Source organism: Chryseobacterium sp. HR92 (genome assembly GCF_045689405.1).
Taxonomy (GTDB): domain Bacteria; phylum Bacteroidota; class Bacteroidia; order Flavobacteriales; family Weeksellaceae; genus Chryseobacterium; species Chryseobacterium viscerum_A.
This window is the reverse complement of sequence record NZ_CP139139.1, coordinates 1,068,767-1,093,919: the sequence shown is the minus strand read 5'-3', so window position 1 is coordinate 1,093,919 and position 25,153 is coordinate 1,068,767. Positions and strand designations below refer to the sequence as shown.

The following is a 25,153-nucleotide window of genomic DNA, read 5'->3' as shown; positions in this document are numbered from 1 at the left end:
TGATTTAAAGACTAATCAGCCATACTGATGACCTGATCATCACAATTTTCAAATTATTTTTATTTTCAAATTAATTACTCCGTTCTTAATGCTTCAATAGGTCTGATCTTTACTGCTCTCTGTGCAGGGATCATCCCGATTACCAATCCTAAAATCACCATTACAGCCATTGCTGCAAATACGTTTCCATAGTTGACTGTCGGATTATAGAAGGGAAACGAATCCTGCCCCTGTGTAACGGCATTGAGAATCATCAATACAAAAATTCCAAACATAAAGCCTAATAATCCCGAGGAGAGCGTGATCACAACACTTTCCAGCAAAATCTGATTTCTTACTTCTGCCGGCTTTGCTCCCAATGCTCTTCTGATTCCGATTTCTTTGGTTCTTTCTTTTACTGTAATCAACAGGATATTCGAAATAGCAATTACTCCCGCAAGAATCGTCAATGTACCAACAATGATTGTTAATAACTGCATTCCCGTAAGGAAACCGGTCAGCTTTTTAAACTCTTTTCCAAGGTTGAAACTTCCGAAAGCGTTGGTATCTTCAGGTGAAACTTTATTTTTTGTTTTTAAAACCTGCTTTACATCTTCTTCTACGGAATTCACATTAGCATTAGGCTTGCTTACAATAGCAAACATATCAATCTGGTCTCCTGCATTATACATTTTTGTATAAGTGGAAAGTGGAATGAAAGCCGTTTGGTCATTTTCAAATCCGCCTCCTTTTTTCACACGGAAAACTCCGATGACATTAAAGAAGAGACCTTTAATATTGATTGATTTTCCTATTGGATTTTCTTTTTTCTTGGCATCAAAGAAGTTTTTATAAATCTCTTCTCCTATTACCACTACATTTTTATTTCCTGAAACATCAGCATCATTGATATAACGCCCAAAAATCAGTTTCTTTTCTGAAATTTTATTTCCTACAGAGTAGTCTCCGGTAAGCGAATACGTTCCGTTTTTCCCATTCCTTGACATTGCTTCTCCCGGTGTTCCGGTAAAACTTCCTCTTGCATTTTGCGGCGAGATATAATCTATGGCAGTTACTCTTCTTTTCAGCATTTCCATATCAGCTAAGTTCAGGTGTACTTCTCTTCCTTTGGGAAAACCCTCATATGGAATAGATGTTTTCTGCGCCCACAGGAATATTGAATTGGTAGCAAAACCTGAAAATAATTTATCAAAACCATTTTCCATTCCTTTTGCGGCTCCAAGAAGGCTTACATACAAAAACATCCCCCATCCTACGCCAATCATGGTAAGAAATGTTCGGAGTTTATTATTCCTCAATGAGTAATAGATCTCCTGCCAAGTATCTTTTTTAAATATGATATTCACCTTTTTGAATTATAAGTTATAAATTATGAGTTATGAATTCCATTCATCCTTTTAACTAAAGACTTGCTTTTGCTTTTTAGCTTATATTATTCTGTTCTCAATGCTTCAATAGGTTTGATTCTTGAAGCTCTGTATGCGGGCACAAATCCAGCAATCAATCCTGAAAAAATCAGTGCAATGAATGCCATAATAATGGCTCCCCAGCCTACACTTGGGCTTTTGATAAAGAATTCTTCAAGACTGTCACCAATAAGACTTAATGTCAAAACACCTATTCCTACTCCAATAAGTCCGGATACCACTGTAATTACAACACTTTCCTGAACAATCAGCCCTACGATTCCGCTTGGTTTTGCCCCAATAGCTTTTCGTACTCCGATTTCTTTGGTTCTTTCTTTCACAATATACACCATGATATTACTGATCCCGATAATTCCGGCCAATAGTGTCCCTAATCCAATGAATCCTACAATAGCTGTAAGAACTGCCATAAACGTAAATGTATCATTCATGTTTTTGGCGTTATTCCAGACACGTACTCCATTTTCATCATCAGGAGAAACATTCTTTCTGGCTTTTAATTTATTTTGTAACTCATCACCGTATTTTATGGCCTGATCCGGAGTCAACTTATCATTATATGTGATATATGCTATATTCACCGTATCAGAACCCTTTTTCATCTGCTGTAAAGTGGTAATAGGAACTGTAATATGTCTTTCATCCCTGTCTCCTCCATCATCTGAAAAGACTCCAATCACCTTGTACATCGTTCCATTAATATCCAGCTCTTTTCCAATAGGATTTCCATTTTTGATCAAATCCCGCTGAACCATTCTTCCAATTACTGCAACATTTAATTTCCTAGCCAAATCCATAGATGTCAGATAACGACCATCAATAACTTTTCTATTTTCAATAACCTGCTCCCCCGGCTCTGCACCATTGATCTGATAAAGACCACTCTCTTTCCCATATTTCACCATTAAATTGGCGCTATACCTAGGACTTGAAGGACCCGCTTTTTTCTTATCTGCATTAATCAAAAAATCATAGTCTGCGTTATTCATTGAAACATTTCTATCAGACTGCAAGCCTTTATAAGCTAAAGTGGCTTTTCCTGTTGAAATAATAATAAGGTTCTTAGCGTCTCCGGCAAATCCTTCAGAGAAAGCATTCTGAAGTCCTTTTCCAATTCCAAAAAGTACAATAAAAATAAACAGTCCCAAAGCTACTGTAAACCCTGAAAGCACCGTCCGAAGTACATTACTCCGGATAGAACTGAATATTTCCTGCCAACGATCTAGGTCAAACATAGTTTTTATTTTTTTACTTTGTAAAAAAGTCAATTAGCTTCGCTCTCAATTTTCTTCGAAGTCAATTAACTTTGTTGTCAATTTTTTTCTCCTATTTTATTTCGATTACGAAGCAAAGTTCATTTTCACATTTCTACTCTTTTTTCAACATTTTACTTAATAGGATAAATGTTGTTTTTATTAAATTTTCAATTTTTGTTAATTCTTCTATTTTAATATAATTACATTCTATAACGATATCAAAACAAGAATCCAACTCAATAACTGAACCTCTGGCAATTTCAAAATATCTTTTCCTTTCCAGTTCAGATTTTCTTGAACACCCTTCGGTAATATTTAATACCACTGAAGTAGAAGCTCTTCGTATCTGGTCAATTATATTAAACTTTTCATGATCAGGAATTTTAGATAAAACTTTATAACATTCTATTCTTAATTTTCGGGCTGACTGATAAACATCAAGCTTATAATGATTCAGATTTAAAAACATTTTTATTTTTTTTCATATTCATTTGTGTCCGTTATAAATTATTTATCCTCCTCATTATAAAATTCACTTGCGAAGCAAAATTGACCATTCACTATTCACTTATAGTACAATCTGCTTAATAAACTCATCACTTTCAATAACCCCATCTTTCAGTATTACATTTCTTTTCGTTTGTGCAGCAACATCCGGTTCGTGGGTTACAACAATGATTGTTTTCCCCTCATTATTGATATCCTGAAGAAGTTTCATAATATCATGAGTGGTTTTGGAGTCCAGCGCGCCGGTAGGTTCATCTGCAAGCACCACTTTTGGATTTGTTATCAATGCTCTTGCAATAGCTACCCTCTGTTTCTGTCCTCCGGAAAGTTCACTCGGAAGATGGTTTGCCCATTGTGCCAATCCCACTTTTTCAAGATATTCCATAGCTTTCTGATTTCGCTCTTTTCTCGGTACATTCTGATAGTACAGAGGAAGTGCTACATTTTCCAAAGCTGTTTTATAATTGATAAGGTTAAAAGACTGAAAAATAAATCCTAAAAACCTGCTTCTGTATTCCGCAGCTTTTATTTCAGATAAATGTTCAATAGGAACTCCATCCAATTCATAGGTTCCTGAGTCTTTTTCGTCCAGAATCCCAATAATATTAAGAAGCGTAGATTTTCCGGAACCGGAACTTCCCATAATAGAAACAAACTCCCCTTCAGAAATATTCAGATTAATTCCTTTGAGAACATGAAGCTTGCTTTTCCCTGTATCGTATGACTTATTTAAATCCTGAATTACTAACATTAAGTGATGTATGTTTTTATACCCAATAAGTAGATGATATTTTCAAATTGTTACAAGAATAAAAATTTATTCAAATATTTTTTTGTTTAACAAATTAGACCTTTATTTATAATGGTTTATATTTTTCTGTTTAACTGTAACTATGAATTTACACCCATTTACCCCCAAGATAGCGGTCTAGCCTATTATTCGAGCCTGTTTCATGTAAATGTGGAAAACTTTTCAGGCTAAAAGTCAGCCGATTAGTATTTACCTCTTTCAAAATCAGTTCTTTTTTTCGAACTTTGCTATTAGTTCTTTACAAGAAATATGAATTTGGGGAAGTGAATAACTTCAATTCACAACTTACAGATAAACAAAAAGTTAAGTATTTCCGGAACATTATCCACAGAGATCTAAATTATTTAATTATAAAGATATTTAATATGGGAATTTTTGATAAAAGAGTAAGCTATAAGCCATTTGAATACCCGGAGGTTCTTCAATTTGTAGAGGCAATCAACAAATCGTTCTGGGTGCATTCGGAAGTGGACTTTACTGCAGATGTTCAGGATTTTCATTCGCAGTTGGAACCACATGAAAAGCATGCTGTGAAAAATGCGCTGTTAGCCATTGCACAGATCGAGGTGTCTGTAAAGACATTCTGGGGAAATTTATACAACCACCTTCCAAAGCCGGAATTCAATGGATTAGGATCTACTTTTGCAGAATGCGAGTTTCGTCATTCTGAAGCATATTCCCGTTTATTAGAGGTATTAGGATATAATGATGAATTCCTTAATGTAATCGAAATTCCTGCTGTAAAAGGAAGAATCGAGTTTTTAGGAAATGCTTTAAAGCATGCTAATTCTGCTACCCCGAAAGAATATGTTTCCGCTTTATTACTGTTCAGTATTTTAGTGGAAAACGTTTCTCTTTTCTCGCAGTTTGCCATTATCCTTTCTTTCACAAGATTCAAAGGATTCATGAAAAACGTTTCCAATATCATTGCATGGACTTCAGTAGATGAGCAGATTCACGCCAACGCAGGAATCTACCTGATCAACAAAATCCGTGAGGAACAACCTGACTTATTAACAGACAGCGATATTGAAGATATCTACACATTAGTAGACGAGTCTATCGCAAGAGAAGGTGATATCCTTAGCTGGATCTTTGAACTAGGAGAAATCGACAATGTTTCCAAAGAAGACCTGTTGAACTTCATGAAATACCGTGTGGATGACAGCTTGAAGAAAATCAACATGAAAACAAGATACAACATCACTCCGGAACAATACAAACCAATGGTATGGTTCGAAGAGGAAGTTTTCGCGAATTCACTGGATGATTTCTTTGCAAAAAGACCTGTAGACTACACGAAACACGATAAGAGTATTACAGCAAACGATTTGTTTTAATACAGAGGCGCGAGCGAAGCGAGCGTCAAAACAGTCAGTATTAGGATTATCCTTTTCTGATTAATAAATGGAATTGCTGTTCATTAATAAAGCACAAATACAGAAGAAATGATCAATGTAATAGTAAGCTATACGGTAAAACCGGAATTTGTTCCAAACAATAAAACCAATATCCAAAAGTTTCTGGAAGATTTCAAAAATTTAGATCCTTCCACTTTTGAATACAAAGTTTTTGTAAAGGAAGATGGTGTTACTTTTGTACATTATTCAAACTACATCAACGAAGAAGTTCAGCATGAAGTTTTGAATGTTCCGTCTTTTAAAGAATTTCAGAGATTAAGAGATGAAAGCGGGCTGAACGGTTCCCACAAAGTAGAAATTTTACAATCAATAATATAAAAAAACAAAATTCCGGAGTGATTCTCTCATTCCGGAATTCGAAAATATAACATCTATGGAAGAGCAAAATTCAAATATATGGTGGCTCAATGAAGAGTCTGAGCAGATGCTGAACAGAGGATATCTGTTGAAAGGTGAAACGGTAGACGGAGCTATCGACAGAATTACCACTGCCGCTGCAAAAAGGTTATACAAACCCGAACTTCAACCGGCATTCAAAGAAATGATCACGAAAGGATGGATCAGTTTTTCTTCTCCTGTATGGGCAAATATGGGAACAGAAAGGGGACTTCCTATCTCATGTTTCAATGCTCACATTCCGGACAGCATCGAAGGGATTACTCACAAAATGGGTGAAGTAATCATGCAGACTAAAATCGGAGGTGGTACTTCAGGATATTTCGGGGAATTGAGAAATAGAGGAACCGCTGTAACTGATAACGGAAAATCTTCAGGAGCAGTTTCATTCATGAAGCTTTTTGATACGGCTATGGACGTTGTTTCACAAGGAGGCGTAAGAAGAGGAGCTTTTGCTGCTTACCTAGATATTGACCACGGAGATATTGAAGAATTTTTATCCATTAAAGATATCGGTAGCCCGATTCAAAACCTGTTTACCGGAGTATGTGTACCAGATTACTGGATGCAGGATATGATAGACGGTGATATGGAAAAACGTAAAGTTTGGGCAAGAGTATTGGAAAGCCGCCAGCAAAAAGGTCTTCCGTATATTTTCTTCACAGACAACGTAAACAGAAATAAACCTCAGGTGTATAAAGATTTAGGAATGACGGTAAATGCAAGTAACCTTTGTTCTGAAATTATGCTTCCATCAACAATGGAAGAATCTTTCATCTGCTGTCTGTCTTCTATGAACCTTGAACTATATGATGAGTGGAAAGATACAGATGCTGTAAAATTAGCAGTATACTTCCTTGATGCTGTATTATCAGAGTTTATTGACAAAACTGAAGGTAACTACTATCTGCAGGGAGCAAGAAACTTTGCAATGCGTCACAGAGCTCTTGGATTAGGAGTTTTAGGATACCACTCTTATTTACAGAAAAATATGATTCCGTTTGAAAGCTTTGAAGCAACCCAGTTCAACGCAAGAGCATTCAGACATATTAAAGAGCAGGCTGAGCAGGCTTCAAGAGAGCTTGCCAACATCTATGGAGAACCGGAAGTATTGAAAGGATACGGGTTAAGAAATACCACTACAATGGCTATCGCTCCTACTACTTCAAGTTCAGCAATCTTAGGACAGACTTCTCCTGGAATCGAGCCTTTCTCTTCTAACTATTATAAAGCAGGTCTTGCTAAAGGAAACTTTATGCGTAAAAACAAATACCTTGCAAAACTATTGAAAGAAAAAGGATTGGATAACGAAGAAACATGGAGAACAATCATGTTGAACCACGGATCTGTACAGCATCTGAATGAGCTTACCCCTGAAGAAAAGGCAGTATTCAAAACATTCAAAGAAATTTCTCCAATGGAGATTATCTCTCAGGCAGCACAGAGACAGCAATACATTGACCAGGCACAGTCACTGAATCTTCAGATTCCTTCTACAATGCCTGTAAAAGATGTTAACTATCTTTATATTGAAGCTTGGAAAAAAGGAGTAAAAACACTTTACTACCAAAGAAGTTCTTCTGTTTCAAAAGAAATGATGGTCAACTTTGTATCATGTTCAAGCTGTGAGGCATAAGATCAAGTAATAAACACACTATATTTACAAAAGCATACCGAAAGGTGTGCTTTTGTCGTTTTCAATGTTAATAAGTTTTGGCTAAAGCCAGTGGAGGGTTTGTTTTATGAAAACGGGCTTCAGCCCATTCCTATTGAATAATTACAGCTTGTATATAATTATTTTGAGCATTTCCCGCAGATTGCGCAGATTTTCACAGATGATTGTGTGTATTTAAAATGATTTAGTAAGAATATTATGTTGGCATCATTTATCAATAATAATTTATAGTTTATAATTCATGAAAAAGGTCCGGAAAGAAAATCCGAACCTTTGAAAAAGAATTATATGAAGTAAAATGTAAAAGCGTCATTAAAAATTGTATCGTACTCCCAGCTGAGCCTGGAATCTTGATGCAAACTGATCAATAGTATACGGCAATCCCGGAGTTTTGAAATTGTATGTAGGATCTCCCGCAGAAGGTTGTCCTGTAGCTATATTTCCAACCTTTGTCAGTCCTACACTTGCTGTAGAGTTGAAAGTATTAGGCACAAAATAGACTTTACCCCAATCTTTGTTTAACAGATTGGTAAAATTGATGATACTCAATGAAATTTGAATATTATTCTTAGATTTCTTACTCAGCTTAATCTCATCCATGATTCTGATATCTGCCTGAATATTCCATGGAGTGACATCACCGTTTCTTTCCGTGAACTTCCCTCGTCTGGATTTCAGATAATCATTACTGTTGACAAAGTTTTCATAATCTGCAATCTGCTGCTGGGCAGTTACGACTATATTCCCTGCAGCATCTTTTATAGGAACAATATATTTGGAAGCTTCTGCAGCATCTTTAAAGATATATGAAAGTCCTGCAGCCTGTCCCGTATTGGCAATTGTACTGTTTACAAATCCCCATGAAAAAGGATTTCCGGACTGTGCATTGAAATATACATTGGTATATAATCTGTTCATATCGGAAATATTAAAGGCATACCCCAGATTGGCTACTACTCTGTTTTTGATTGCAAAATTAGAGGTTGTCAGTTTCGGATCGTTAGGAGTAAGAGACTGATTCATCTGCCAGTTACTTTCCATAGAGTTTCTGATCCCGTTGGTAATATCTTTAGCATCTCCGTAAGTATATGCCACGAAGAAATTAAATCCGAAATCATAGGATTTTGAAAGCTGTGCCGTCAGGTTATAACGGTATCCCTCTTTAGTATTGGATAAAAGATAGGCATTAGAGAAGTTGCTGTTGATATTTGTGGTATAGATTGGCATTTCATGATTCGTATCATAGCTGTAATACGTCACGTTGTCTGTCTTGTTCACCTGCTGGAATTTCAGATCATAAAGCACTTTTGTATAAATACCCTCCAAAGTCAGTTTATACCCTGCAAGCGTATAATCGAAAGCTAATGAACTTCTCCATACTCTTGGCATTTTAAAATTATTATCAATAAGATCAACCTGTACTTTTGAAGAATTCTGCCATTTCGGGAAATTGGCACTATTCAATGGGTCTCCATTGGCAGCAAGTTGTGCCGCCGTTGGTCCATTATAATCATAGCTTCCAAAACCTACTCCATCATTATAATAAGCGTATCCCAGCCATGCAAAAGGAATTCTTCCCACAAAAATACCTGACCCTCCTCTTAGTACCATAGATCTGTTCTCTGTAAGATCAATCGTAAATCCAAGTCTTGGAGAGAATGTCGGTTTATTCAGATAATTGTTGGTAAGCTGACTTAGTGGGGTATAATTGTAAGTATTTCCAGCATTTGGATCCTGAGGCGAATTGGTTACCAATGGGCTCAGCTGCGGTTTATTCGGTAAGTCTGTATAATCTACTCTTACTCCCGGTGAAAGTCTCACTCTTCCCCAATTGATTTCATCCTGAAGATACATGGAAAGCAAGTTTACTTTATACTGAGCATACGGATTATCAAAAAGGTTTTCTCTGCTGTCTCCGTTGAAAGGATAAGTACCTCTTATTCTTGCAGGTGTTCCATTATAAAAATCAGTCAGGTTTTTATAGGAAATTCTTCCGTTCAAAGCATTCACAAAACCATAGTTGATATTATACAATTCATTGTGAGTTCCCAATAAGAAGGTATGATTTCCTGTTTTGTAGGTAAGGTTATCCGTAATTTCGAAAGTCTTTTGCTTCATATTGAAAACGGTAGCTTCTCTGTCATTTCCAAGAAGAATAGTTCCTCCGTTGTAAGCAATTTCCACCTGTGGGAACATCGCGTTTCCAGAAGTAGGATCTCTGTAATCATGAATGGAAGAATATCCCACCACTAAATTGTTGCTCCATTTATCATTAAAACGGCTTTTCAGTTCAAGTGTAGTGGTAGACGCTGTATTTTTCTGAACGAAATCCATGCTGGAGAATCTGAAGTTGGCTCCGTCTCTTTCCAGATTGGATGCCTGTGAAAATACCGTATTGTTTTTAATGGATAAAGTATGTTTATCATTAATCTTCCAGTCTAACTTATTGAAAAGTTTAGAACTTTCAGAGAAGTTATTGTACTGATTGAAACTTCCTGCGTTGAATCCATATTTATTTCGTACAAAATCTGAAATCTGCTGCGCTACCTGCTCATTCACCAATGCCCCCGGATCGTTGGCATTATAGAAAACAGGATCTGTTCTTTTGGTGTACTCCAGGTTGGTAAATAAGAACACTTTATCTCTTACAACCGGCAATCCTACTCTTCCACCATAGATAAAGTCTTCAAAATCACTCGGCATTTTAGAATTATCCCCTACTCTGTTTCTACCGGTAATGGATGCATTTCTACCGTATGCATAGATTGAACCTGTAACATCATTGCTTCCGCTTCGGGTTACGGCATTAATACTTCCTCCAAGGAAATTTCCGAGCTTCACATCATAAGGAGCAATGTAAACCTGCACATCCTGAATGGCATCCAAACTTATAGAATTGGAACGCGTACTGCTTCCCGGCATTCCTGAAGTACCGGTCTGCCCTCCCAGTGAAGGGCTGAAACCAATAGCGTCGTTATTGATAGACCCATCAATCGTCACGTTATTATAACGGAAATTAGTTCCGTTGAAAGAGTTGTTAGCACTCTGGGGAATCAGTTTGGTAACATCCTGAATTCCGCGATTGATGTTAGGAAGTCCGGAAATCTGAGCCTGGCTGATCCCCACTCCATATTTTGCAGTGGTCTTTTTAGAAGTAATTTTCACCTCATCAATTGTCTTTTCTTTACTTCCTACTTCTACTACAGGTAAGTCGTTATTTCCCAAAGAAAGCTGCAGATTCGGGTTTTCATAGATAACCTGTGATCCGTCAGAAATTTCAATTTTATAAGGTCCTCCCGGCTGAAGATTATCCAAACTGAACTGCCCTTTGCTGTTACTTTTCGTTTCAAAGGTACTATTGGTAGGTATATGTATTACCTTTACTGTAACTTCGGAAGAAATTCCCTTTAATCTTCCAAAAATTTTAGAACTGGTTTCCTGTGAAAATGCAAACCCAAACGATAACAGAGCAAAAGCACAGATGATTTTTTTCTTCATATTTTATTCGCTATAAACTTGGTGTAAAATTAGACCTAGTAAAAGTGAAGTATGGTAACATAGAATTAACATTACGTAACAGAATGTTTAACATTTCCTTAAAAAAAACTTAATAGGAACATCGTGAAAATCTTAAAAAAAATTCTAAAGAAAAACATAAAAATCGTCCTATTTACCGAGCATTTCAAAAGGTTTTAATTTCTTAAAATTTCACTATCAACAATCATTTCCTGTTGAATTACTTTCCATGAAAATCATAGAAGCTCTGATATTTTTGGTTTATATTTGTGTTTATTGTTTAATACCAAAACTACAGATATGAAATTCGGACAAGTAGAGGACCCATCAAAAATAGATTTCACATTACCAAAAGATCATCCTAAAACCAAAGATATACTGGCTCTTAATAAAAAAGGACTGAAAAATATTTCTATCGGATGTGCAAAATGGAATAAAACAGATCTTAAAGGATTCTATCCTAAAGGAACTAAAGATGAACTGACCTATTATGCCACTCAGTTTAATTCTATTGAGCTGAATGCAACTTTCTACGGAATGCCCACTCCGGACCAGGTAAAAACATGGAAAGAAAAAACCCCTGATAATTTTAAATTCTTCCCCAAGATTACTAACACCGTTTCCCATTTCAGAAGACTGATTGATGTGACTGATCCGGTAACACATTTTGCCTCAGCGGTAATCAATTTTGATGAAAAACTGGGAATGGCTTTTCTTCAGCTTCATGATAATTTTAAACCCAAGGATTATGACAGACTGGAAAAATTTGTAAAAGAATGGCCTAAAGAAGTTCCATTAGCTATAGAACTCAGAAATACGGAATGGTTTACCGATGAAGAGATCCTTAATACAACCTGTGATCTCTTTGAAGCTCACAACATCACCAATATCATCGTAGACACTGCCGGAAGAAGAGATATGCTTCACATGCGTCTTACTACACCTAATGCATTTATCCGTTATGTAGGAGCCAATGCTGAAAGTGACTATGAAAGATTGGATGACTGGTTGAAACATCTCACAAAATGGAAAAAAGAAGGCCTTCAGAATCTCTACTTTTTCGTACACCAGAATATTGAAAAAGCATCTCCTCTATTATCCGCATATTTCATCAAGAAACTGAATGAAGAATGGAAAACTGATATTCATGTTCCACAAATGGCAACGGAAAGTACAGGTACATTATTTTAGATAGTATAAAGCGGGTACAAGATAAAGATTGACGCAACACCCTTTTTCATAATGAAAAATTTCATAAATTAGAGTATAGCGTATTTCACAATACATTATACTTTAAAACATAAATCATGGAAAAGGAAATTTGCAAAATCAGTATTGCCAATAACTGGCTTGGTGATGAATATACTTTTTATGAAAACAATACCATAAAAAGAGTATTTGATTATCACAGTCTTAATTCCAATAAAACGGAATGGGTTACCCCAAAAGAAATCAGTAAACAGAGTAAAGACAAACTTATCAGGTCCTGTCCTGAGGAATTCAAGGAGCAAATTATGCAGATCCTGGATTATCCTTAGCAAAATAATAATGGGTAATGGGTACTATAAAAAGACTCATTACCCATTCTATTCTTATTTATTTTTCTTCAGAAGCAATACCAGATTGAGAAACAGAAGCAGGAAATCCAATGCAATCCAGATCCCAAGTTTTGTGTTCTCATAATTATAGGCATCTACCTGCTTTTTTGCCGATTCAGAAAGTTTCATACTTTGGTTGATGTAATTCTGAACTTCTACAATCTGATCAATATTTTTATTCGGTACGGAATGCTGGGAAAAGTACACCAGGTTTTTCTTTCCGAGATAGCCCACAATCCAGTATTCATCAGACTTATCCATTTTCAGGTATTCTATCCTGTAGTATTCCGGTCGTATTTTACCAATATGCTTGGGCTCAAGGGTTACATTCTTATCGTTTTTATTTACATTGATCAGGTAAAAATCCAATGCCTGAGGAAGCTTATTGACGACCTGCAGCCCCACAGAATTATCCACAAATGCTACAGCACTTTTCTTGATAAACCAATATGTAAAAACAGAGATTGAAAAAACTACTGTTACAATACGAAACAGCTTCGCCCACTTTGCCATACTTCCTGATTTTACCTTAAACAGGACCAGAGAAAGAACAGAAGCCAGGAATATTATAAAAATAATGAGTGTCATATCTTACAAAGATACTTCTTATCTCTATTTTATCTATATTTGCGCCCAAGTTTTTAATCCTAACTAACCATGAAAAAAACATTCTCGGTGCTGCTTTCCTTCTGTATCGTGCTCATTTCCGCACAAATAAAATTCGAAAAAGGCTATATCATCAGTAGCAATGATGTAAGAAAAGAAATACTCATCAAAAATCAGGGATGGGCCAACAATCCTGACAGTTTCACTTATAAAATGGATGAAGCATCAGGAGAAAGTACAGGAAATCCCTCTACAATTAAAGAATTTGGTATCTATAATGATGTAAAATATGTTACTTACAATGGTGATATTGATTACTCTTCTGATAATACAGGAGATCTTTCTTCCATCAAGGAACCTGAATTTAAAAAGGCTTCCGTATTCCTTAAAGAAATAGCAACAGGTAATAAAAATCTGTATTCTTACCAAGGGCGCAATGTAATAAGATATTTTTATTCTGATTCTGATTCTTCTATCAAGCCATTGATTTATAAAAAATACTTTTTCAATGGAAATAATCTGCAGGTTGCAACTAACGAAGAATATATTGATCAATTGAAGACCATATTCTCAAATGACAATGTAGCCCAAGCAATCGCTCCAAAAACAAAATATACCAGTAATGACCTGAAGAAAATTTTCTCAACCTATAACAGCAAATTTTCCGGAACTACTAACGAGGAAAATGTTTCTGAAACTAAAAGAAATTCAAAGTTGAACTTAGCGGTTAGACCCGGTCTCAATTTTTATTCACCATTGGAAATAACAAAAACCCTTAGTAATGAAGGAGCTCCTTCAAAAACCGGATTTAGAATAGGAGTTGAGGCAGAAATTGTATTACCCTTCAATAGAGGCAAATGGTCAGTTGTAGCTGAACCTACATTCTCTCTTTACAATAATAAGACGGCTATAAGAACAACTAATGGTAATTTGTATAACATCAATGTAGAAAATTATTCATTTATCAGTATTCCTCTAAGTGTAAGACATTACATGTTCATCAATGATAAATCAAAGATTTTTATTAATGCCGGAATTAATCTCCTGACGCTTAAAACCAGTTCAGCTAAGGATTTCTCTGTAGATTATGACGGATATGTATTTGATAGATTAAAGCTATCTTCATCCCAGGCTTTCAAAAGTGCTGTATTTGGAATAGGATATAACTATAATAACAAATACATATTAGAGGCAAGATATAATACAGGCATGAATCTATTTGAAGAAAAAGGGGCTGAAGCAAACCTAAAGTATGCTTCCATAATTCTGGGATATAATATTTTCTAATCTACATTCCATTCTTTATAAAACTGGTCGAGGAAATTCAGCATATAATTGTGTCTTTCTTCGGCCATTTCTTTTCCTTTTTGGGTATTCATCATATCTTTCAAAAGCAATAGTTTTTCGTAGAAATGATTGATGGTTGTTCCATCAGACTTTTTATATTCTTCTTTTGACATTCCCAGTTTAGGTTTCATATCCGGGTGATACATCAGGTTATTCTTAAAACCTCCAAAATTGAATGTTCTGGCAATTCCAATAGCTCCTATTGCATCAATACGGTCTGCATCCTGCACAATTTGCAGTTCAATAGATGGATTTACCGGAGCCTGATCTCTGTTTTTGAACGAAATATTTTCAATTACAAATAAAACCTGCTGGATCGTTTCTTCAGGAACGTTCTGTTCTTCAAGAAATGCTCTGGATATTTTGGGAGCAATGGTTTCGTCGCCGTTATGAAATTTAGGATCTGCAATATCATGGAGAAGGGCAGATAATTCTACCACCTCTTTATTACAATTTTCTGTTTCTGCTATCTGAGCTGCCAGTTTCCATACTCTTTCAATATGGAACCAGTCATGTCCTGCTTCTGCTCCTTCTAATTTTTCTTTTACAAATGCTACCGTGTTATCAATCGTACTTTTCATTTATCTATCAGTTCATTTAAAATAATATCCCAGAGTTTGCTGTTGTAGCTTCTAAAAAAATTGACATGTCCGATTTCCTTTTTATCAGATTCTGAAACAGCGATCAGTCTGTAAGTTGGTTTAAGATTAGGGTAAGTATTGTTCAATAAGCTTAACACCCCTCTTTCTGTCAGCCAGATATCATCTTCTGCGCGGATTACAAATACTTTCTGTGTCAAATTTTTAGAAAAGTTATCAATTTTCTCCAACAGCCTGTTGGTTGATTTCTTGTTTAAAATTAAGGTTCTCCAGTCATATGCGCAATTTTTTGGAAGACTTTCTCCCAGTCCAAACCAATGTGCCGGAAAATATCCTAATAATGAAGTGGTTAATGGCTGGGCAATTCCAAACCCCAGATAGGCTTCAATTTTTGTAACTCCTTTAAGGTTGCCAACAAAAGCATTTTGTGTTCCTACAAAAACAAATTCTTCAAATATTTCCGAATCTTCATTCATTCCCAGAATCAATGCGCCTACAGAATGGCCTAAGCAATACTTTTTGTGGTCTTTAAAGTGTACTTTGATGTATCCAGTTAAAGCTTTATAATCTTTTGAGCCCCACAATCTCATCGAACCATGAAATCCTCTCATATCTTTCGGCTTGGAAAGTCCTATTCCTCTGTAATCATAAGTGATCACGGTAAATCCCTGTTCAGAAAAATAACTGGCAAAAGAAAAGTACACCTGCTGTTTTACTCCTGTTGCCGAATTGATCAGCAATAGTTTCCCATTACTTTTTTCCGGTTTAAAGAGATGGACAGCCAAAGAAATATGATCTTCCGTGGTAAGTATTAGTTTTTCCATAGTATAAAAAGAAAAAAATCCACTATAAAAGTGGACATTTTTACTTATACTTTTATGTTAAGTTTTAGACTTTTAATATGTCGTAAATAGTTTTAAGAAAAGAAATCTGACATTCTTGGCAGGCCTGTCTGAGAACCCTTACCTCCGGAAACTCTTGATGAAACTTCATTTCCAAATTTCACACATTCTTCGATAGAGTTTCCATGACAAAGAGCGATAGCAAATCCTGAAGTAAATGCATCACCCATTCCCATTTTATAAACTTTCTCATCTTTGTCGTTTCTGTAATATTTCATCTCAGTACCATCAAAATAAATGGTTGAGTTGGTATCATCTCTTACAAAAACTTTATTGAAATATTTCTTAAGGACCTCTTCCCTTTTTTCTTCTCCGAAAATGGTGTATAATTCGTTACTCTTCGCTACAATAAAATCAACCTTTTCTAAAATTTCTTCACTGACTCTCATTGCAGGAGAAGCATACAAACCTACTTTTTTTCCATATTTCTTGGCTTTTTTAACGGTATGCTCCACCACCTCCATAGAAACCTCAAGTTGTACCAGCACAAGATCTGCAGTATTAAAATACTTGTCGGCTTCGTCTATATGTGATTTGCTAAGATGTTTATTGGCTGCCGGCACTACAACAATAGCCGCATTACCGTGAGAAGTCGTTACGTAGGCTGTTCCTGTAGCATCTTTATCTGTTTCATGTACAAACCCTACATTCACATTTTCACTTACCAGATTTCTCATAATCTGCTGCCCAAGGGGATCCATTCCCACACATCCTATAAAGTACACACTTGCACCCAGCCTGGCAGTACCTACCGACTGATTGGCTCCTTTACCCCCAAAATAACTATCTGACTTAACGGCTAAAACCGTTTCGTTGGGTGAAGGAAGTTTTTCGGTTTCAAGAACCAAATCTATGGATGAGCTGCCCACAACAATAATTCGGGGTTGTTCTGATGAGAAATTCATTGTGTTTTGTATTAGCTTTAAAATTTATAACTGACAAAATCGTGTTCCAAAAATAGCTAATTTTAAATTAACTTATTTCTATAAATTCAGTAATTATTTTCACAGGCACTTGATCCTGATCATACGCTATATAACTGGCATAAAATCCTTCACCATATCCGGTTTCAAAAGCAAATATAGTTCCAGGATGTTCCTTTGCAGGTTTTAGGAAAGCATATTGATCAATAGCTCCGTTTTCATCAAAGAAATACTCATGGAAAAACTCTTCGTAGATTCCCATAAAATCTCCGCCTTTATTCTGGAATAACCTTTGTTCAAGCTCATTGAGACTGTTTTGAGTATCAACATCCATAAAGCATCCCATCCCGCTTTCTACAGGATAACCAAAAATTTCTTCTTTTGCCAGATCTTTTATATTCTGCCCGGCTGTGGTGGCCAGTTTCCATTCTTTAATTTCAGAATTATTGAATATGATTTCGGCATAAGCCACACAGTTACTGTTTCTTTCTTTGTGTACCATCACAGAAAAATCTCCCTTCGGAAATTCTGTGGTGAAAGGAAGCATATCATTGGTGATTAATGGATCGCAGGCAACCAGCTTTCCACTGGAAAGATAGATCTTTCCTGCTTCAAAACTTTCTAACAATGGATTTTCTACAAAATCCTTCGAGAATAGTTTTTTTATGTTTTCTATATGTGTCATTTTATGTATTCTTTAAACCATCAGGCTGGATACAATTTTCCATCTGTATCCAGCCTGAGATTCTGACAAACTTTACTGTCTATATTTTACAAACTTTTCAGTTTCTCTTCAAGGATAAAAATATCTATACTTTTTACCAACTGCTTGTTTCATCAAATATTTTAAATAATCCTTCTCTATATGGTTGCTTTAGCTGCTTTATTCTGCTTTCCAAAACATCCCAGCTTTCTTCTGAATATGATTCCAAAACAGTATTCAATTCCTCTTTATTATTATTAACATAGTCTACAGGAACTGGAAAAAAGTCATTCCAGTGGGGCTTTTCTTCAGAATTTTCATAAAGAGCAACTGTTCCTATCCTATCATTGAGTTTTCCTTTTCCTTTATAAGGCAAAATCTTTATGACAGGAAACTTACCTCCAAAACCTTTGGAGAGATTGGTAGTGACTGCAATCATTTTAGGTTTTTCAGAAATGACTATTGCTCCGTTAGAATCTCCATATTTAAAATGTTCTTTTTGTCTTCTCCAATAAAAAATATTGACCAGTAAAAGAATAATAAAAGCAAATCCTCCCCATAGCCATGAAACATCCAATGCAAAAGCTAACGAAAACAATAAAGCAATTAACAAATAAATAGGTTTATAGATGTATTTTATCAATACAAATGGCATTACTCTAACCCTTCCAGGATTTGAAGCAACCGTTCTACTATCTAATGTTAAAATATCCCTATTGTCATCCATATTTTAAGGAGTATTTAAAATATTTTACAAACTTTTCAGTTTCTCTTCAAGGATCGCAATTTTATCCTGAGCATCTTTCTGCTTCTTACGCTCCACTTCTACAACTTCAGGCTTAGCATTAGCAACAAACTTTTCATTGGAAAGTTTCTTATCTACTGAAACTAAGAATCCTTTTAAATATTTCAATTCTTCTTCAGTTTTTGCTTTTTCTTCTCCCAAGTCTAAGTTTTCGCTTAGAGGAATAGAGACCTCGGTTGCTCCTACCAGGAAAGTAAAGCTTGGCTTATCTGTTTTCTGTCCAAAATGGATCTCAGAAATATTAGCCAATTTTCTTACTACGGCTTCATTTGCAAATTCAGAAGCATTGGTATATATCTCAGCAGCTTCTCTTGGTGAAATTCCTTTTGTCTGACGGTAATTTCTAACTCCTGAAATCAATTCAGCTGTAATTTCAAAGTTTTTAATGACTTCTTCATTAAAGCTATCCGCATCCTTCTGCTGAGCAATAACAAGCGCTTCATCAATACTTCTTTCCGAAATCAATTGCCAGATTTCTTCAGACTGAAATGGCATGAACGGATGAAGCAGCTTCATCAATTCTTCAAAGAAATAGATGGTTTTATTATACACTTCTTTAGAAATCCCTTCTCCATAGTTTGGCTTGATCGCTTCAAGATACCAACCACAAAAATCATCCCAAATTAATTTATAGATCAAATGCAGGGCATCAGAAATTCTGAATTTCTCGAACTGATCATTAATCTCAACGATTGTTTTGTTAAGTTTATTCTCAAACCATTCGATAGCCTGGTGATCTGTAGCGACAGCAGGTTTATCTTCATGGTTCCACATATTGATCAAACGGAATGCACTCCAGATTTTCGTCATGAAGTTTCTTCCCTGAAGCATCAGATCTTCATCAAAAAGAAGGTCATTTCCTGCTGCAGAACTCAATAGAATTCCTACACGTACTCCATCAGCACCATATTTTTCCATTAATTCAATAGGATCAGGAGAGTTCCCTAAAGATTTAGACATTTTTCTTCTTTGCTTATCTCTTACAATTCCTGTAAAATAAACATTTTTGAACGGTACTTCTTTTTTGTATTCCAGTCCGGACATGATCATTCTTGCCACCCAGAAGAAAATAATATCAGGAGCAGTTACCAGATCAGAAGTAGGGTAATAATACTTGATATCTTTATTTTCAGGATCTAAAAGCCCTTCAAATACAGACATTGGCCATAGCCATGCAGAGAACCAAGTATCTAATGTATCATCATCCTGTCTTAAATCTTCAAGATTAGCAATAATTCCTTTTTGTTCTTCTAATACTACAAGAGCTTGATGCTTATCTTCAGCTACTACAAAATCATCATCTCCTGTTCCATAGTAAAAAGCAGGAATCTGCTGTCCCCACCAAAGCTGGCGGGAAATATTCCAGTCACGGATGTTTTCCATCCAGTGTTTGTAGGTATTTTTAAATTTCTCAGGATAGAATTTCACTTCATCATCCATTACCACATCTAAAGCAGGCTTAGCCAACTCAGACATTTTAAGGAACCACTGTACTGAAACTTTAGGTTCAATAACGGCACCTGTTCTCTCGGAAGTTCCAACTTTATTTACATAGTCTTCAGCTTTCAGCAAAAGATCTTTTTCTTCAAGTTCTTTAGCAATCTGCTTTCTTACGTCAAATCTGTTTTTCCCTGCATAATGTAAACCATGTTCATTAAGATTTCCGTCATCATCCAGCGCATCAATCATTTTCAGCTGATGTTTCTGTCCGATTTCGTAGTCATTCACGTCATGTGCCGGTGTAATTTTCAGGGCACCAGTTCCGAATTCAATATCTACATATTCGTCTTCAATAATTGGAACTACTCTGTTTACAATAGGTACAATTACATTTTTACCTTTTAAGTGGGCATATCTTTCGTCATTAGGGTTGATACATACAGCGGTATCCCCGAAAATAGTTTCAGGACGTGTAGTAGCAACCGAAAGGAACTCTTCAGAACCTTCAATTTTATATTTAAGGAAATATAATTTTCCGTTCTGCTCTTTGAATATTACTTCTTCATCAGAAATATTGGTCTTTGCTTCAGGATCCCAATTGACCATTCTGTATCCTCTGTAAATCTTTCCTTTATTATAAAGATCTACGAAGCTTATGATAACCTGTTTTGAAAGGTTATCTTCCATGGTAAAACGGGTTCTGTCCCAATCACAAGAACATCCCAGTTTTTTCAGCTGCTCAAGGATTGTACCTCCATATTTGTGAGTCCAGTCCCAGGCATGTTTTAGAAATTCTTCACGGGTAATATCTGACTTATTGATTCCTTCAGACTTCAATTTAGCAACAACTTTAGCTTCGGTAGCAATTGAAGCGTGATCTGTTCCCGGAATCCAACAGGCATTAAACCCGCGCATTCTTGCACGACGGACCAGAACATCTTGAATGGTATTGTTCAGCATATGCCCCATGTGTAATATCCCCGTTACGTTTGGCGGAGGAATGACCACGGTATATGGTGGTTTATCATTAGGTTCTGAGTGGAAATATTTATTTTCCAACCAGTAATTGTACCATTTCTGTTCTGTTTCCTGTGGATTGTACTTTTCTGAAATCTGCATAAATTCTATTTCTTTGGCTTGCAATTTGCAAAAATAGTCTAAAGAAAAAAATTTTTAAGCATGAATTAAAATAATTTTTAACTTTGTTTCACAAAATTTATCTAACAAACGTATTAACATTCAAGAATATGAAAAAACTAATTGCAGGAATTGCATTATTCGGAACATTTGCAATTGCATCTGCACAAACGATTACATTTGATAAAACAACTTTCGATTACGGTACTATTAAGCCTAATGCTGATGGTACTAGATTCTTTACTGTAACGAATTCAGGTGATAAGCCTTTGATTCTTTCAAACGTAAAGCCTTCTTGTGGATGTACAACTCCTGAGTTCAGTCAAGATCCTATTATGCCTGGTAAATCTGCTAAAATCAAAGTTGGATACAACACAGCTATTCCTGGAGGTTTCAACAAAATGATTGAGGTTTTCTCTAACGACCCTGCAAACAGTAGAAGTGTAATTTACATTAAAGGTAATGTAGACGCTAATGCTCCTGCTCCTGTTGCTGAGGCAAAAGTATTGACTCCTGCAGAGCAGAAAGAAGCTGCTAAAGCTGAGAAGAAAGCTGCTAAACTAGCTAAAAAGGCTGCTGCGAAGTAATCTCTACTCAAAAAAATAAAGAAACCGTCTCTATAGAGGCGGTTTTTTTATTACATTTATGTTAGTTTAGGTGGAAGGTAGCAGATAATCGGTAATAGGAAATGGTATTGATATTTATCAAATATATTATTTAGGTTTTGACCGAAGCCTTTTGAATTTATTTTTTTAAAAATGGCTGGACTAAAACCCACTCCTATTGAATTTTAATAACAACCTCTTTTAATCTTTTAATCTTTAAAATATATGGACACCAATTTCTCAGATGACTTTAAGGTAAATGGAAAATTTTCAATAAAAAAAACATCAACATCTTATAAAGGAAAGCTTACCAAAGAAGATGGAGAGCAAATGCTGATTCAGGAGAAAGAAAAGCTTCGTGAACTGCAGGAAAAATTATACGCTGACGGAAGCCAGTCTCTCCTGGTTGTATTGCAGGCTATGGATGCAGCAGGAAAAGACAGTATGATAGAACATGTTTTCGGAGGGGTAAATCCGCAGGGATGTAATGTGACCAGCTTTAAAACTCCAAGTTCTAAAGAGTATTCCCATGATTTTTTATGGAGACATTATCTAGCATTACCACAGAAAGGGATGATAGGGATTTTCAACCGGTCTCATTATGAAAGTGTCCTGGTCTGCAAAGTACATCCTGAATATAATTTAAGTGAAAAAACGTGGTCTTCAGTAAAAGATTTCGACAATAAATTCTGGGAAAACAGATATGAAAGTATTAGAAATTTTGAAAAACACCTTTCACAGAACGGAACAACCGTTGTAAAGATCTTTTTACATGTTTCTAAAGATGAGCAGAAAAAAAGGCTTCTGGACAGAATTGATGAGCAGGAAAAAAACTGGAAATTCTCTGTAGGGGATCTTCCGGAAAGAGCATTATTTGATCAATATATGGAAGCTTATGAAACAGCCATCAATGAAACATCAAAAGATCATGCTCCATGGTATGTACTTCCTGCCGACAGCAAATGGTTTACAAGAATAGCTGCTATCCAGATCATTATTGATACTCTTGAAAAAATGAATCTTAAATATCCTACACTTTCTGATAAAGACACGGAAGGTCTTCAACAGGCCAAAAAGCAATTAATGGAAGAATAATCAGTCACTGTTTATTTCAAAACCGATCTGTGATGAATATAATTGAAGACCTTTGAATGTAATTTTTCAAAGGTTTTTTTCCAGGTGAATTGTTCGGTACTTTTTATCTTATTCCCATTTTTCGGTAGCAGGAATGGTATAATTTCTTTGGGAATGCGCCATAAACCTTCGGGTGGATTTTGGTTGAAAATATTAATGTAAAGTTTTAATGTTTCCAGATACCAGTCCTGATGCTTATGATAATCATTAATTCCACCTACGTTTGGGAAATGATGTAGTTCTCTTTCCAGGATCTTCGGACAGAATTCTTTCCAGTATTCGGTGGTATAAAGCAAGTGCATATGCCATACTTTATCTACTACGATTGAAGGTGAGGCTCCGTTTTTTGAGATACAGCATAAATAAACAAACTTTTTATATTCTTCAATAGCAAGCAGACAGAATCTTCTCGTCCAACCTTCAGTCTGAGCTAATTTTCTGGAAAATGGAATAATGACGTCAGCCTGATCAATCTGATATTCTGAAATCCTTTTCCACAAAGGATTCTGGTCATAATCTAACTGTATGTTATCCAGTAAAATGGAAGTAAATTCGGGTTTCATAATGTCAATATTTTAATTGGTAATTCTGGTTATTACTATACACTCAATTAACCTCCGCATCCACAGGATAAAGGACTATTATAGGTATAAATTTCTTTTTTATAATGACATCCAAGTAATTTTGCAAAATCATCTCTGGTCATATCCATATAAACATCCGTGTCCCCTAAATATAATTGAAAATCTTTTTCAGGATACAAATCTACAGTCACCGAAATAACAGCATCAATAATCTGAATTTCAGAAATTTCTTCCCAGATCAATTGCTGTTTTGCCTTATGGTTAAAAATTCCTGTTTTGGTGATGGACAGTATTTCAACAGCTTCTTCTTCCGGCGCTCTCTGCTCCGTAATGCATCTGATTAAGATTTTTACTGAACTATATAAGAAGACTGATATAAATACAATTACAATAACGGAGATTAAAAACTTAAAGAAATTACTGCTTATTAGCAAGAGATATATTGTTGCACAAAGAGCAGCCAATAGAGCAAGTGATATGAGCATAAAGAAAATAATCCCCGAATACCCCGGTTTTCTTTGTCTGGATTTATATAAGGTGATTTCTGTTTCCATTTTTATGTTATTATATTAAAATTAACAACCACAACCACAGGATGATGGAGTATGGTAAATATAAATTTCTTTTTTATAATAATATTCCAATAGTTTTTCAAAATCATCCTGCTTCATTTGCTTCTGAAGATCTGTATTGAAAAGGTTAAGTTTAAAATCTTTTCCAGAATCAAAATCTACGGTTACAGACAATATAGAATCTATAATCTGTATTTCTGAAATATCTACCCATATGGCTTTTTTATTTTCCGGATAATAGGCTATTCCTTCTTTTGAAATATTTAAAACAGGATAAATAACCGGACGTTTTCTTTGTTTTTTTATCAGATAAAGGAAATGTTTTACGATCAAATAATTAAAAAACATCAACCCGATCCACACTACCTTATTAAGAATCTTTATCAGTACAGCATTGGTAATATCACTGAAAAAATAAACCAGACATTCGTCTATTACCCAAAAAAGTCCATATATAAAGGCAAGGTAAAATAGAATAAGAATATATCCGGGTTTTTCTTCAGGAACTGAATGTAATGTGATTTCTGTTCTCATTTTGATTTGTTTATACAAATTTGTGATAACAGAACAATATAAAAGTCTTTAATTCATCTTATTTAGTTTTACAAAAGTCTTATATTAGACCTATATAAAACAATACTCTTTCAAGTATAAGCTATGAAAAGAGGTTAGATTGAAAAATAAAATTTGAGGAAGATTATATTGTAAAAAACGAGAAAATCTATAAGCCGGATTTTGTACTTCCGAAGAAGTGCCTGTTATTTATCTACGTGTTACATTGCTGCAACACTTGAGCTGATTACCCCTCGGTTTTCAGGACGAGCCGCCCCTATTTCCATTACTGAAAAGAACCGATATACTTACCATTGCACCGCAAAGAGTTTACCTGGTTTCACTACAGCCGAACTGTACCTGCTTTCTGTTGCACTTGTCCTACCCTCACGGGTGACGGATGTTATCCGCTTTGCTGCTCTATGGTGTCCGGACTTTCCTACCTCCCGTAAAACGGGAAATCAACAAGCCGATTTTCTCGCGGATGCAAAGATACATAAATTTCGCAAAGAAAGCTGAGAAAGCTAAGTTGGCCGAGAAATCTAATTTTTTAATTTATTTTTTTCCCTTTTCACATTTTTACAATTTTACACTATAATCTTTACTAATTTACCACTTTATCATTATCTTCGTGCCA

Annotated in this window: 23 protein-coding genes and 1 other RNA gene; 8 read left to right on the top strand and 16 right to left on the bottom strand. The window is 35.5% G+C overall.

The window, feature by feature from the left end:
• Positions 1–74 precede the first annotated feature (74 nt).
• The 4 genes from SFA27_RS04945 to SFA27_RS04930 all read right to left on the bottom strand — a co-directional run bounded on the left by SFA27_RS04945 (position 75) and on the right by SFA27_RS04930 (position 3,941).
• The gene (locus SFA27_RS04945; protein WP_047378787.1) at positions 75–1,346 is read right to left on the bottom strand and encodes an ABC transporter permease; all 1,272 of its coding nucleotides are present in this window, start codon (positions 1,344–1,346) and stop codon (positions 75–77) included.
• Positions 1,347–1,432: 86 nt separating this feature from the next.
• Positions 1,433–2,662 (bottom strand): ABC transporter permease, encoded by a 1,230-nt coding sequence (locus SFA27_RS04940; RefSeq protein ID WP_047378788.1) that lies wholly within the window; start codon positions 2,660–2,662, stop codon positions 1,433–1,435.
• Positions 2,663–2,795: 133 nt separating this feature from the next.
• Complete coding sequence (locus SFA27_RS04935) at positions 2,796–3,152, bottom strand: four helix bundle protein (RefSeq protein ID WP_264517125.1); 357 nt, start codon at positions 3,150–3,152, stop codon at positions 2,796–2,798.
• A 99-nt stretch (positions 3,153–3,251) separates the two neighbouring features.
• The gene (locus SFA27_RS04930) at positions 3,252–3,941 is read right to left on the bottom strand and encodes an ABC transporter ATP-binding protein (RefSeq protein WP_047378789.1); all 690 of its coding nucleotides are present in this window, start codon (positions 3,939–3,941) and stop codon (positions 3,252–3,254) included.
• A 425-nt stretch (positions 3,942–4,366) separates the two neighbouring features.
• Between SFA27_RS04930 and SFA27_RS04925 the strand changes: the two genes are divergently transcribed.
• The 3 genes from SFA27_RS04925 (at position 4,367) to SFA27_RS04915 (ending at position 7,454) form a co-directional block, all read left to right on the top strand.
• Positions 4,367–5,341, top strand: coding sequence for a ribonucleotide-diphosphate reductase subunit beta (locus SFA27_RS04925; protein WP_047378790.1), 975 nt, complete (start codon positions 4,367–4,369; stop codon positions 5,339–5,341).
• Between the two features lie 108 nt (positions 5,342–5,449).
• Positions 5,450–5,740 (top strand): hypothetical protein, encoded by a 291-nt coding sequence (locus SFA27_RS04920; protein ID WP_047378796.1) that lies wholly within the window; start codon positions 5,450–5,452, stop codon positions 5,738–5,740.
• A 55-nt stretch (positions 5,741–5,795) separates the two neighbouring features.
• The gene (locus SFA27_RS04915) at positions 5,796–7,454 is read left to right on the top strand and encodes a ribonucleoside-diphosphate reductase subunit alpha (protein ID WP_047378798.1); all 1,659 of its coding nucleotides are present in this window, start codon (positions 5,796–5,798) and stop codon (positions 7,452–7,454) included.
• A 351-nt stretch (positions 7,455–7,805) separates the two neighbouring features.
• On the opposite strand, the gene SFA27_RS04910 is transcribed toward SFA27_RS04915, so the two are convergent.
• On the bottom strand, positions 7,806–10,991 hold the full coding sequence (locus tag SFA27_RS04910; RefSeq protein ID WP_407296740.1) for a TonB-dependent receptor: 3,186 nt from the start codon (positions 10,989–10,991) through the stop codon (positions 7,806–7,808).
• 318 nt (positions 10,992–11,309) lie between these two features.
• Here SFA27_RS04910 and SFA27_RS04905 point away from each other — a divergent pair, with 318 nt between their 5' ends.
• On the top strand, positions 11,310–12,200 hold the full coding sequence (locus SFA27_RS04905; RefSeq protein WP_407296738.1) for a DUF72 domain-containing protein: 891 nt from the start codon (positions 11,310–11,312) through the stop codon (positions 12,198–12,200).
• Between the two features lie 116 nt (positions 12,201–12,316).
• On the top strand, positions 12,317–12,547 hold the full coding sequence (locus SFA27_RS04900) for a hypothetical protein (RefSeq protein ID WP_047378800.1): 231 nt from the start codon (positions 12,317–12,319) through the stop codon (positions 12,545–12,547).
• A gap of 54 nt (positions 12,548–12,601) precedes the next feature.
• Here the strand turns inward: SFA27_RS04900 and SFA27_RS04895 are convergent, their stop codons facing one another.
• Positions 12,602–13,195: a hypothetical protein gene (locus tag SFA27_RS04895; RefSeq protein ID WP_081995537.1), complete on the bottom strand. Its 594-nt coding sequence runs from the start codon at positions 13,193–13,195 to the stop codon at positions 12,602–12,604.
• Positions 13,196–13,264: 69 nt separating this feature from the next.
• On the opposite strand from SFA27_RS04895, the gene SFA27_RS04890 reads away from it, so the two are divergent.
• Positions 13,265–14,500 (top strand): PorT family protein, encoded by a 1,236-nt coding sequence (locus SFA27_RS04890; RefSeq protein ID WP_264517122.1) that lies wholly within the window; start codon positions 13,265–13,267, stop codon positions 14,498–14,500.
• Here SFA27_RS04890 and SFA27_RS04885 read toward each other — a convergent pair.
• From SFA27_RS04885 to SFA27_RS04860, 6 genes are all read right to left on the bottom strand, one after another.
• A complete protein-coding gene (locus SFA27_RS04885) occupies positions 14,497–15,141 on the bottom strand; it encodes an HD domain-containing protein (RefSeq protein WP_047378802.1) in 645 nt (214 codons plus the stop codon). The two genes, SFA27_RS04890 and SFA27_RS04885, sit on opposite strands and share 4 nt — an antisense overlap.
• The gene (locus SFA27_RS04880) at positions 15,138–15,983 is read right to left on the bottom strand and encodes an alpha/beta fold hydrolase (RefSeq protein ID WP_047378806.1); all 846 of its coding nucleotides are present in this window, start codon (positions 15,981–15,983) and stop codon (positions 15,138–15,140) included. The genes SFA27_RS04885 and SFA27_RS04880 overlap by 4 nt, the downstream gene beginning before the upstream one ends.
• A gap of 92 nt (positions 15,984–16,075) precedes the next feature.
• Positions 16,076–16,966 (bottom strand): ribokinase, encoded by an 891-nt coding sequence (locus SFA27_RS04875; protein ID WP_047378809.1) that lies wholly within the window; start codon positions 16,964–16,966, stop codon positions 16,076–16,078.
• 67 nt (positions 16,967–17,033) lie between these two features.
• Positions 17,034–17,669, bottom strand: coding sequence for a DUF4241 domain-containing protein (locus SFA27_RS04870; protein WP_264517120.1), 636 nt, complete (start codon positions 17,667–17,669; stop codon positions 17,034–17,036).
• Positions 17,670–17,802: 133 nt separating this feature from the next.
• A complete protein-coding gene (locus SFA27_RS04865) occupies positions 17,803–18,414 on the bottom strand; it encodes a DUF3239 domain-containing protein (protein WP_407296735.1) in 612 nt (203 codons plus the stop codon).
• A 24-nt stretch (positions 18,415–18,438) separates the two neighbouring features.
• Positions 18,439–21,051 carry a valine--tRNA ligase gene (locus tag SFA27_RS04860; protein WP_407296733.1) on the bottom strand — a complete coding sequence of 871 codons (2,613 nt, stop codon included), beginning with the start codon at positions 21,049–21,051 and terminating at the stop codon, positions 18,439–18,441.
• Between the two features lie 128 nt (positions 21,052–21,179).
• On the opposite strand from SFA27_RS04860, the gene SFA27_RS04855 reads away from it, so the two are divergent.
• Together SFA27_RS04855 and SFA27_RS04850 are read left to right on the top strand one after the other, a co-directional pair.
• Entirely contained in the window at positions 21,180–21,656 is a 477-nt protein-coding gene (locus SFA27_RS04855; protein WP_149386869.1) for a DUF1573 domain-containing protein, read from the top strand.
• 243 nt (positions 21,657–21,899) lie between these two features.
• Complete coding sequence (locus SFA27_RS04850; protein ID WP_407296731.1) at positions 21,900–22,769, top strand: polyphosphate kinase 2 family protein; 870 nt, start codon at positions 21,900–21,902, stop codon at positions 22,767–22,769.
• Between the two features lie 11 nt (positions 22,770–22,780).
• Here the strand turns inward: SFA27_RS04850 and SFA27_RS04845 are convergent, their stop codons facing one another.
• The 4 genes from SFA27_RS04845 to rnpB all read right to left on the bottom strand — a co-directional run bounded on the left by SFA27_RS04845 (position 22,781) and on the right by rnpB (position 24,997).
• Positions 22,781–23,371, bottom strand: a complete 591-nt coding sequence (locus SFA27_RS04845; RefSeq protein ID WP_407296729.1) for a glycine-rich domain-containing protein — start codon at positions 23,369–23,371, stop codon at positions 22,781–22,783.
• A 47-nt stretch (positions 23,372–23,418) separates the two neighbouring features.
• Positions 23,419–23,946: a hypothetical protein gene (locus SFA27_RS04840; protein WP_407296727.1), complete on the bottom strand. Its 528-nt coding sequence runs from the start codon at positions 23,944–23,946 to the stop codon at positions 23,419–23,421.
• A 21-nt stretch (positions 23,947–23,967) separates the two neighbouring features.
• Complete coding sequence (locus tag SFA27_RS04835; RefSeq protein ID WP_407296725.1) at positions 23,968–24,498, bottom strand: hypothetical protein; 531 nt, start codon at positions 24,496–24,498, stop codon at positions 23,968–23,970.
• 174 nt (positions 24,499–24,672) lie between these two features.
• Positions 24,673–24,997: RNase P RNA component class A (rnpB, locus tag SFA27_RS04830), an RNA gene on the bottom strand.
• Positions 24,998–25,153: the final 156 nt, after the last annotated feature.

Bases quoted from the DNA above. Each gene is read 5' to 3' on its own strand.
- SFA27_RS04940 (WP_047378788.1), bottom strand. From the start codon at position 2,662: ATGTTTGACCTAGATCGTTGGCAGGAAATATTCAGTTCTATCCGGAGT.
- SFA27_RS04935 (WP_264517125.1), bottom strand. From the start codon at position 3,152: ATGTTTTTAAATCTGAATCATTATAAGCTTGATGTTTATCAGTCAGCC.
- SFA27_RS04930 (WP_047378789.1), bottom strand. From the start codon at position 3,941: ATGTTAGTAATTCAGGATTTAAATAAGTCATACGATACAGGGAAAAGC.
- SFA27_RS04925 (WP_047378790.1), top strand. From the start codon at position 4,367: ATGGGAATTTTTGATAAAAGAGTAAGCTATAAGCCATTTGAATACCCG.
- SFA27_RS04920 (WP_047378796.1), top strand. From the start codon at position 5,450: ATGATCAATGTAATAGTAAGCTATACGGTAAAACCGGAATTTGTTCCA.
- SFA27_RS04915 (WP_047378798.1), top strand. From the start codon at position 5,796: ATGGAAGAGCAAAATTCAAATATATGGTGGCTCAATGAAGAGTCTGAG.
- SFA27_RS04910 (WP_407296740.1), bottom strand. From the start codon at position 10,991: ATGAAGAAAAAAATCATCTGTGCTTTTGCTCTGTTATCGTTTGGGTTT.
- SFA27_RS04905 (WP_407296738.1), top strand. From the start codon at position 11,310: ATGAAATTCGGACAAGTAGAGGACCCATCAAAAATAGATTTCACATTA.
- SFA27_RS04900 (WP_047378800.1), top strand. From the start codon at position 12,317: ATGGAAAAGGAAATTTGCAAAATCAGTATTGCCAATAACTGGCTTGGT.
- SFA27_RS04895 (WP_081995537.1), bottom strand. From the start codon at position 13,195: ATGACACTCATTATTTTTATAATATTCCTGGCTTCTGTTCTTTCTCTG.
- SFA27_RS04890 (WP_264517122.1), top strand. From the start codon at position 13,265: ATGAAAAAAACATTCTCGGTGCTGCTTTCCTTCTGTATCGTGCTCATT.
- SFA27_RS04885 (WP_047378802.1), bottom strand. From the start codon at position 15,141: ATGAAAAGTACGATTGATAACACGGTAGCATTTGTAAAAGAAAAATTA.
- SFA27_RS04880 (WP_047378806.1), bottom strand. From the start codon at position 15,983: ATGGAAAAACTAATACTTACCACGGAAGATCATATTTCTTTGGCTGTC.
- SFA27_RS04875 (WP_047378809.1), bottom strand. From the start codon at position 16,966: ATGAATTTCTCATCAGAACAACCCCGAATTATTGTTGTGGGCAGCTCA.
- SFA27_RS04870 (WP_264517120.1), bottom strand. From the start codon at position 17,669: ATGACACATATAGAAAACATAAAAAAACTATTCTCGAAGGATTTTGTA.
- SFA27_RS04865 (WP_407296735.1), bottom strand. From the start codon at position 18,414: ATGGATGACAATAGGGATATTTTAACATTAGATAGTAGAACGGTTGCT.
- SFA27_RS04860 (WP_407296733.1), bottom strand. From the start codon at position 21,051: ATGCAGATTTCAGAAAAGTACAATCCACAGGAAACAGAACAGAAATGG.
- SFA27_RS04855 (WP_149386869.1), top strand. From the start codon at position 21,180: ATGAAAAAACTAATTGCAGGAATTGCATTATTCGGAACATTTGCAATT.
- SFA27_RS04850 (WP_407296731.1), top strand. From the start codon at position 21,900: ATGGACACCAATTTCTCAGATGACTTTAAGGTAAATGGAAAATTTTCA.
- SFA27_RS04845 (WP_407296729.1), bottom strand. From the start codon at position 23,371: ATGAAACCCGAATTTACTTCCATTTTACTGGATAACATACAGTTAGAT.
- SFA27_RS04840 (WP_407296727.1), bottom strand. From the start codon at position 23,946: ATGGAAACAGAAATCACCTTATATAAATCCAGACAAAGAAAACCGGGG.
- SFA27_RS04835 (WP_407296725.1), bottom strand. From the start codon at position 24,498: ATGAGAACAGAAATCACATTACATTCAGTTCCTGAAGAAAAACCCGGA.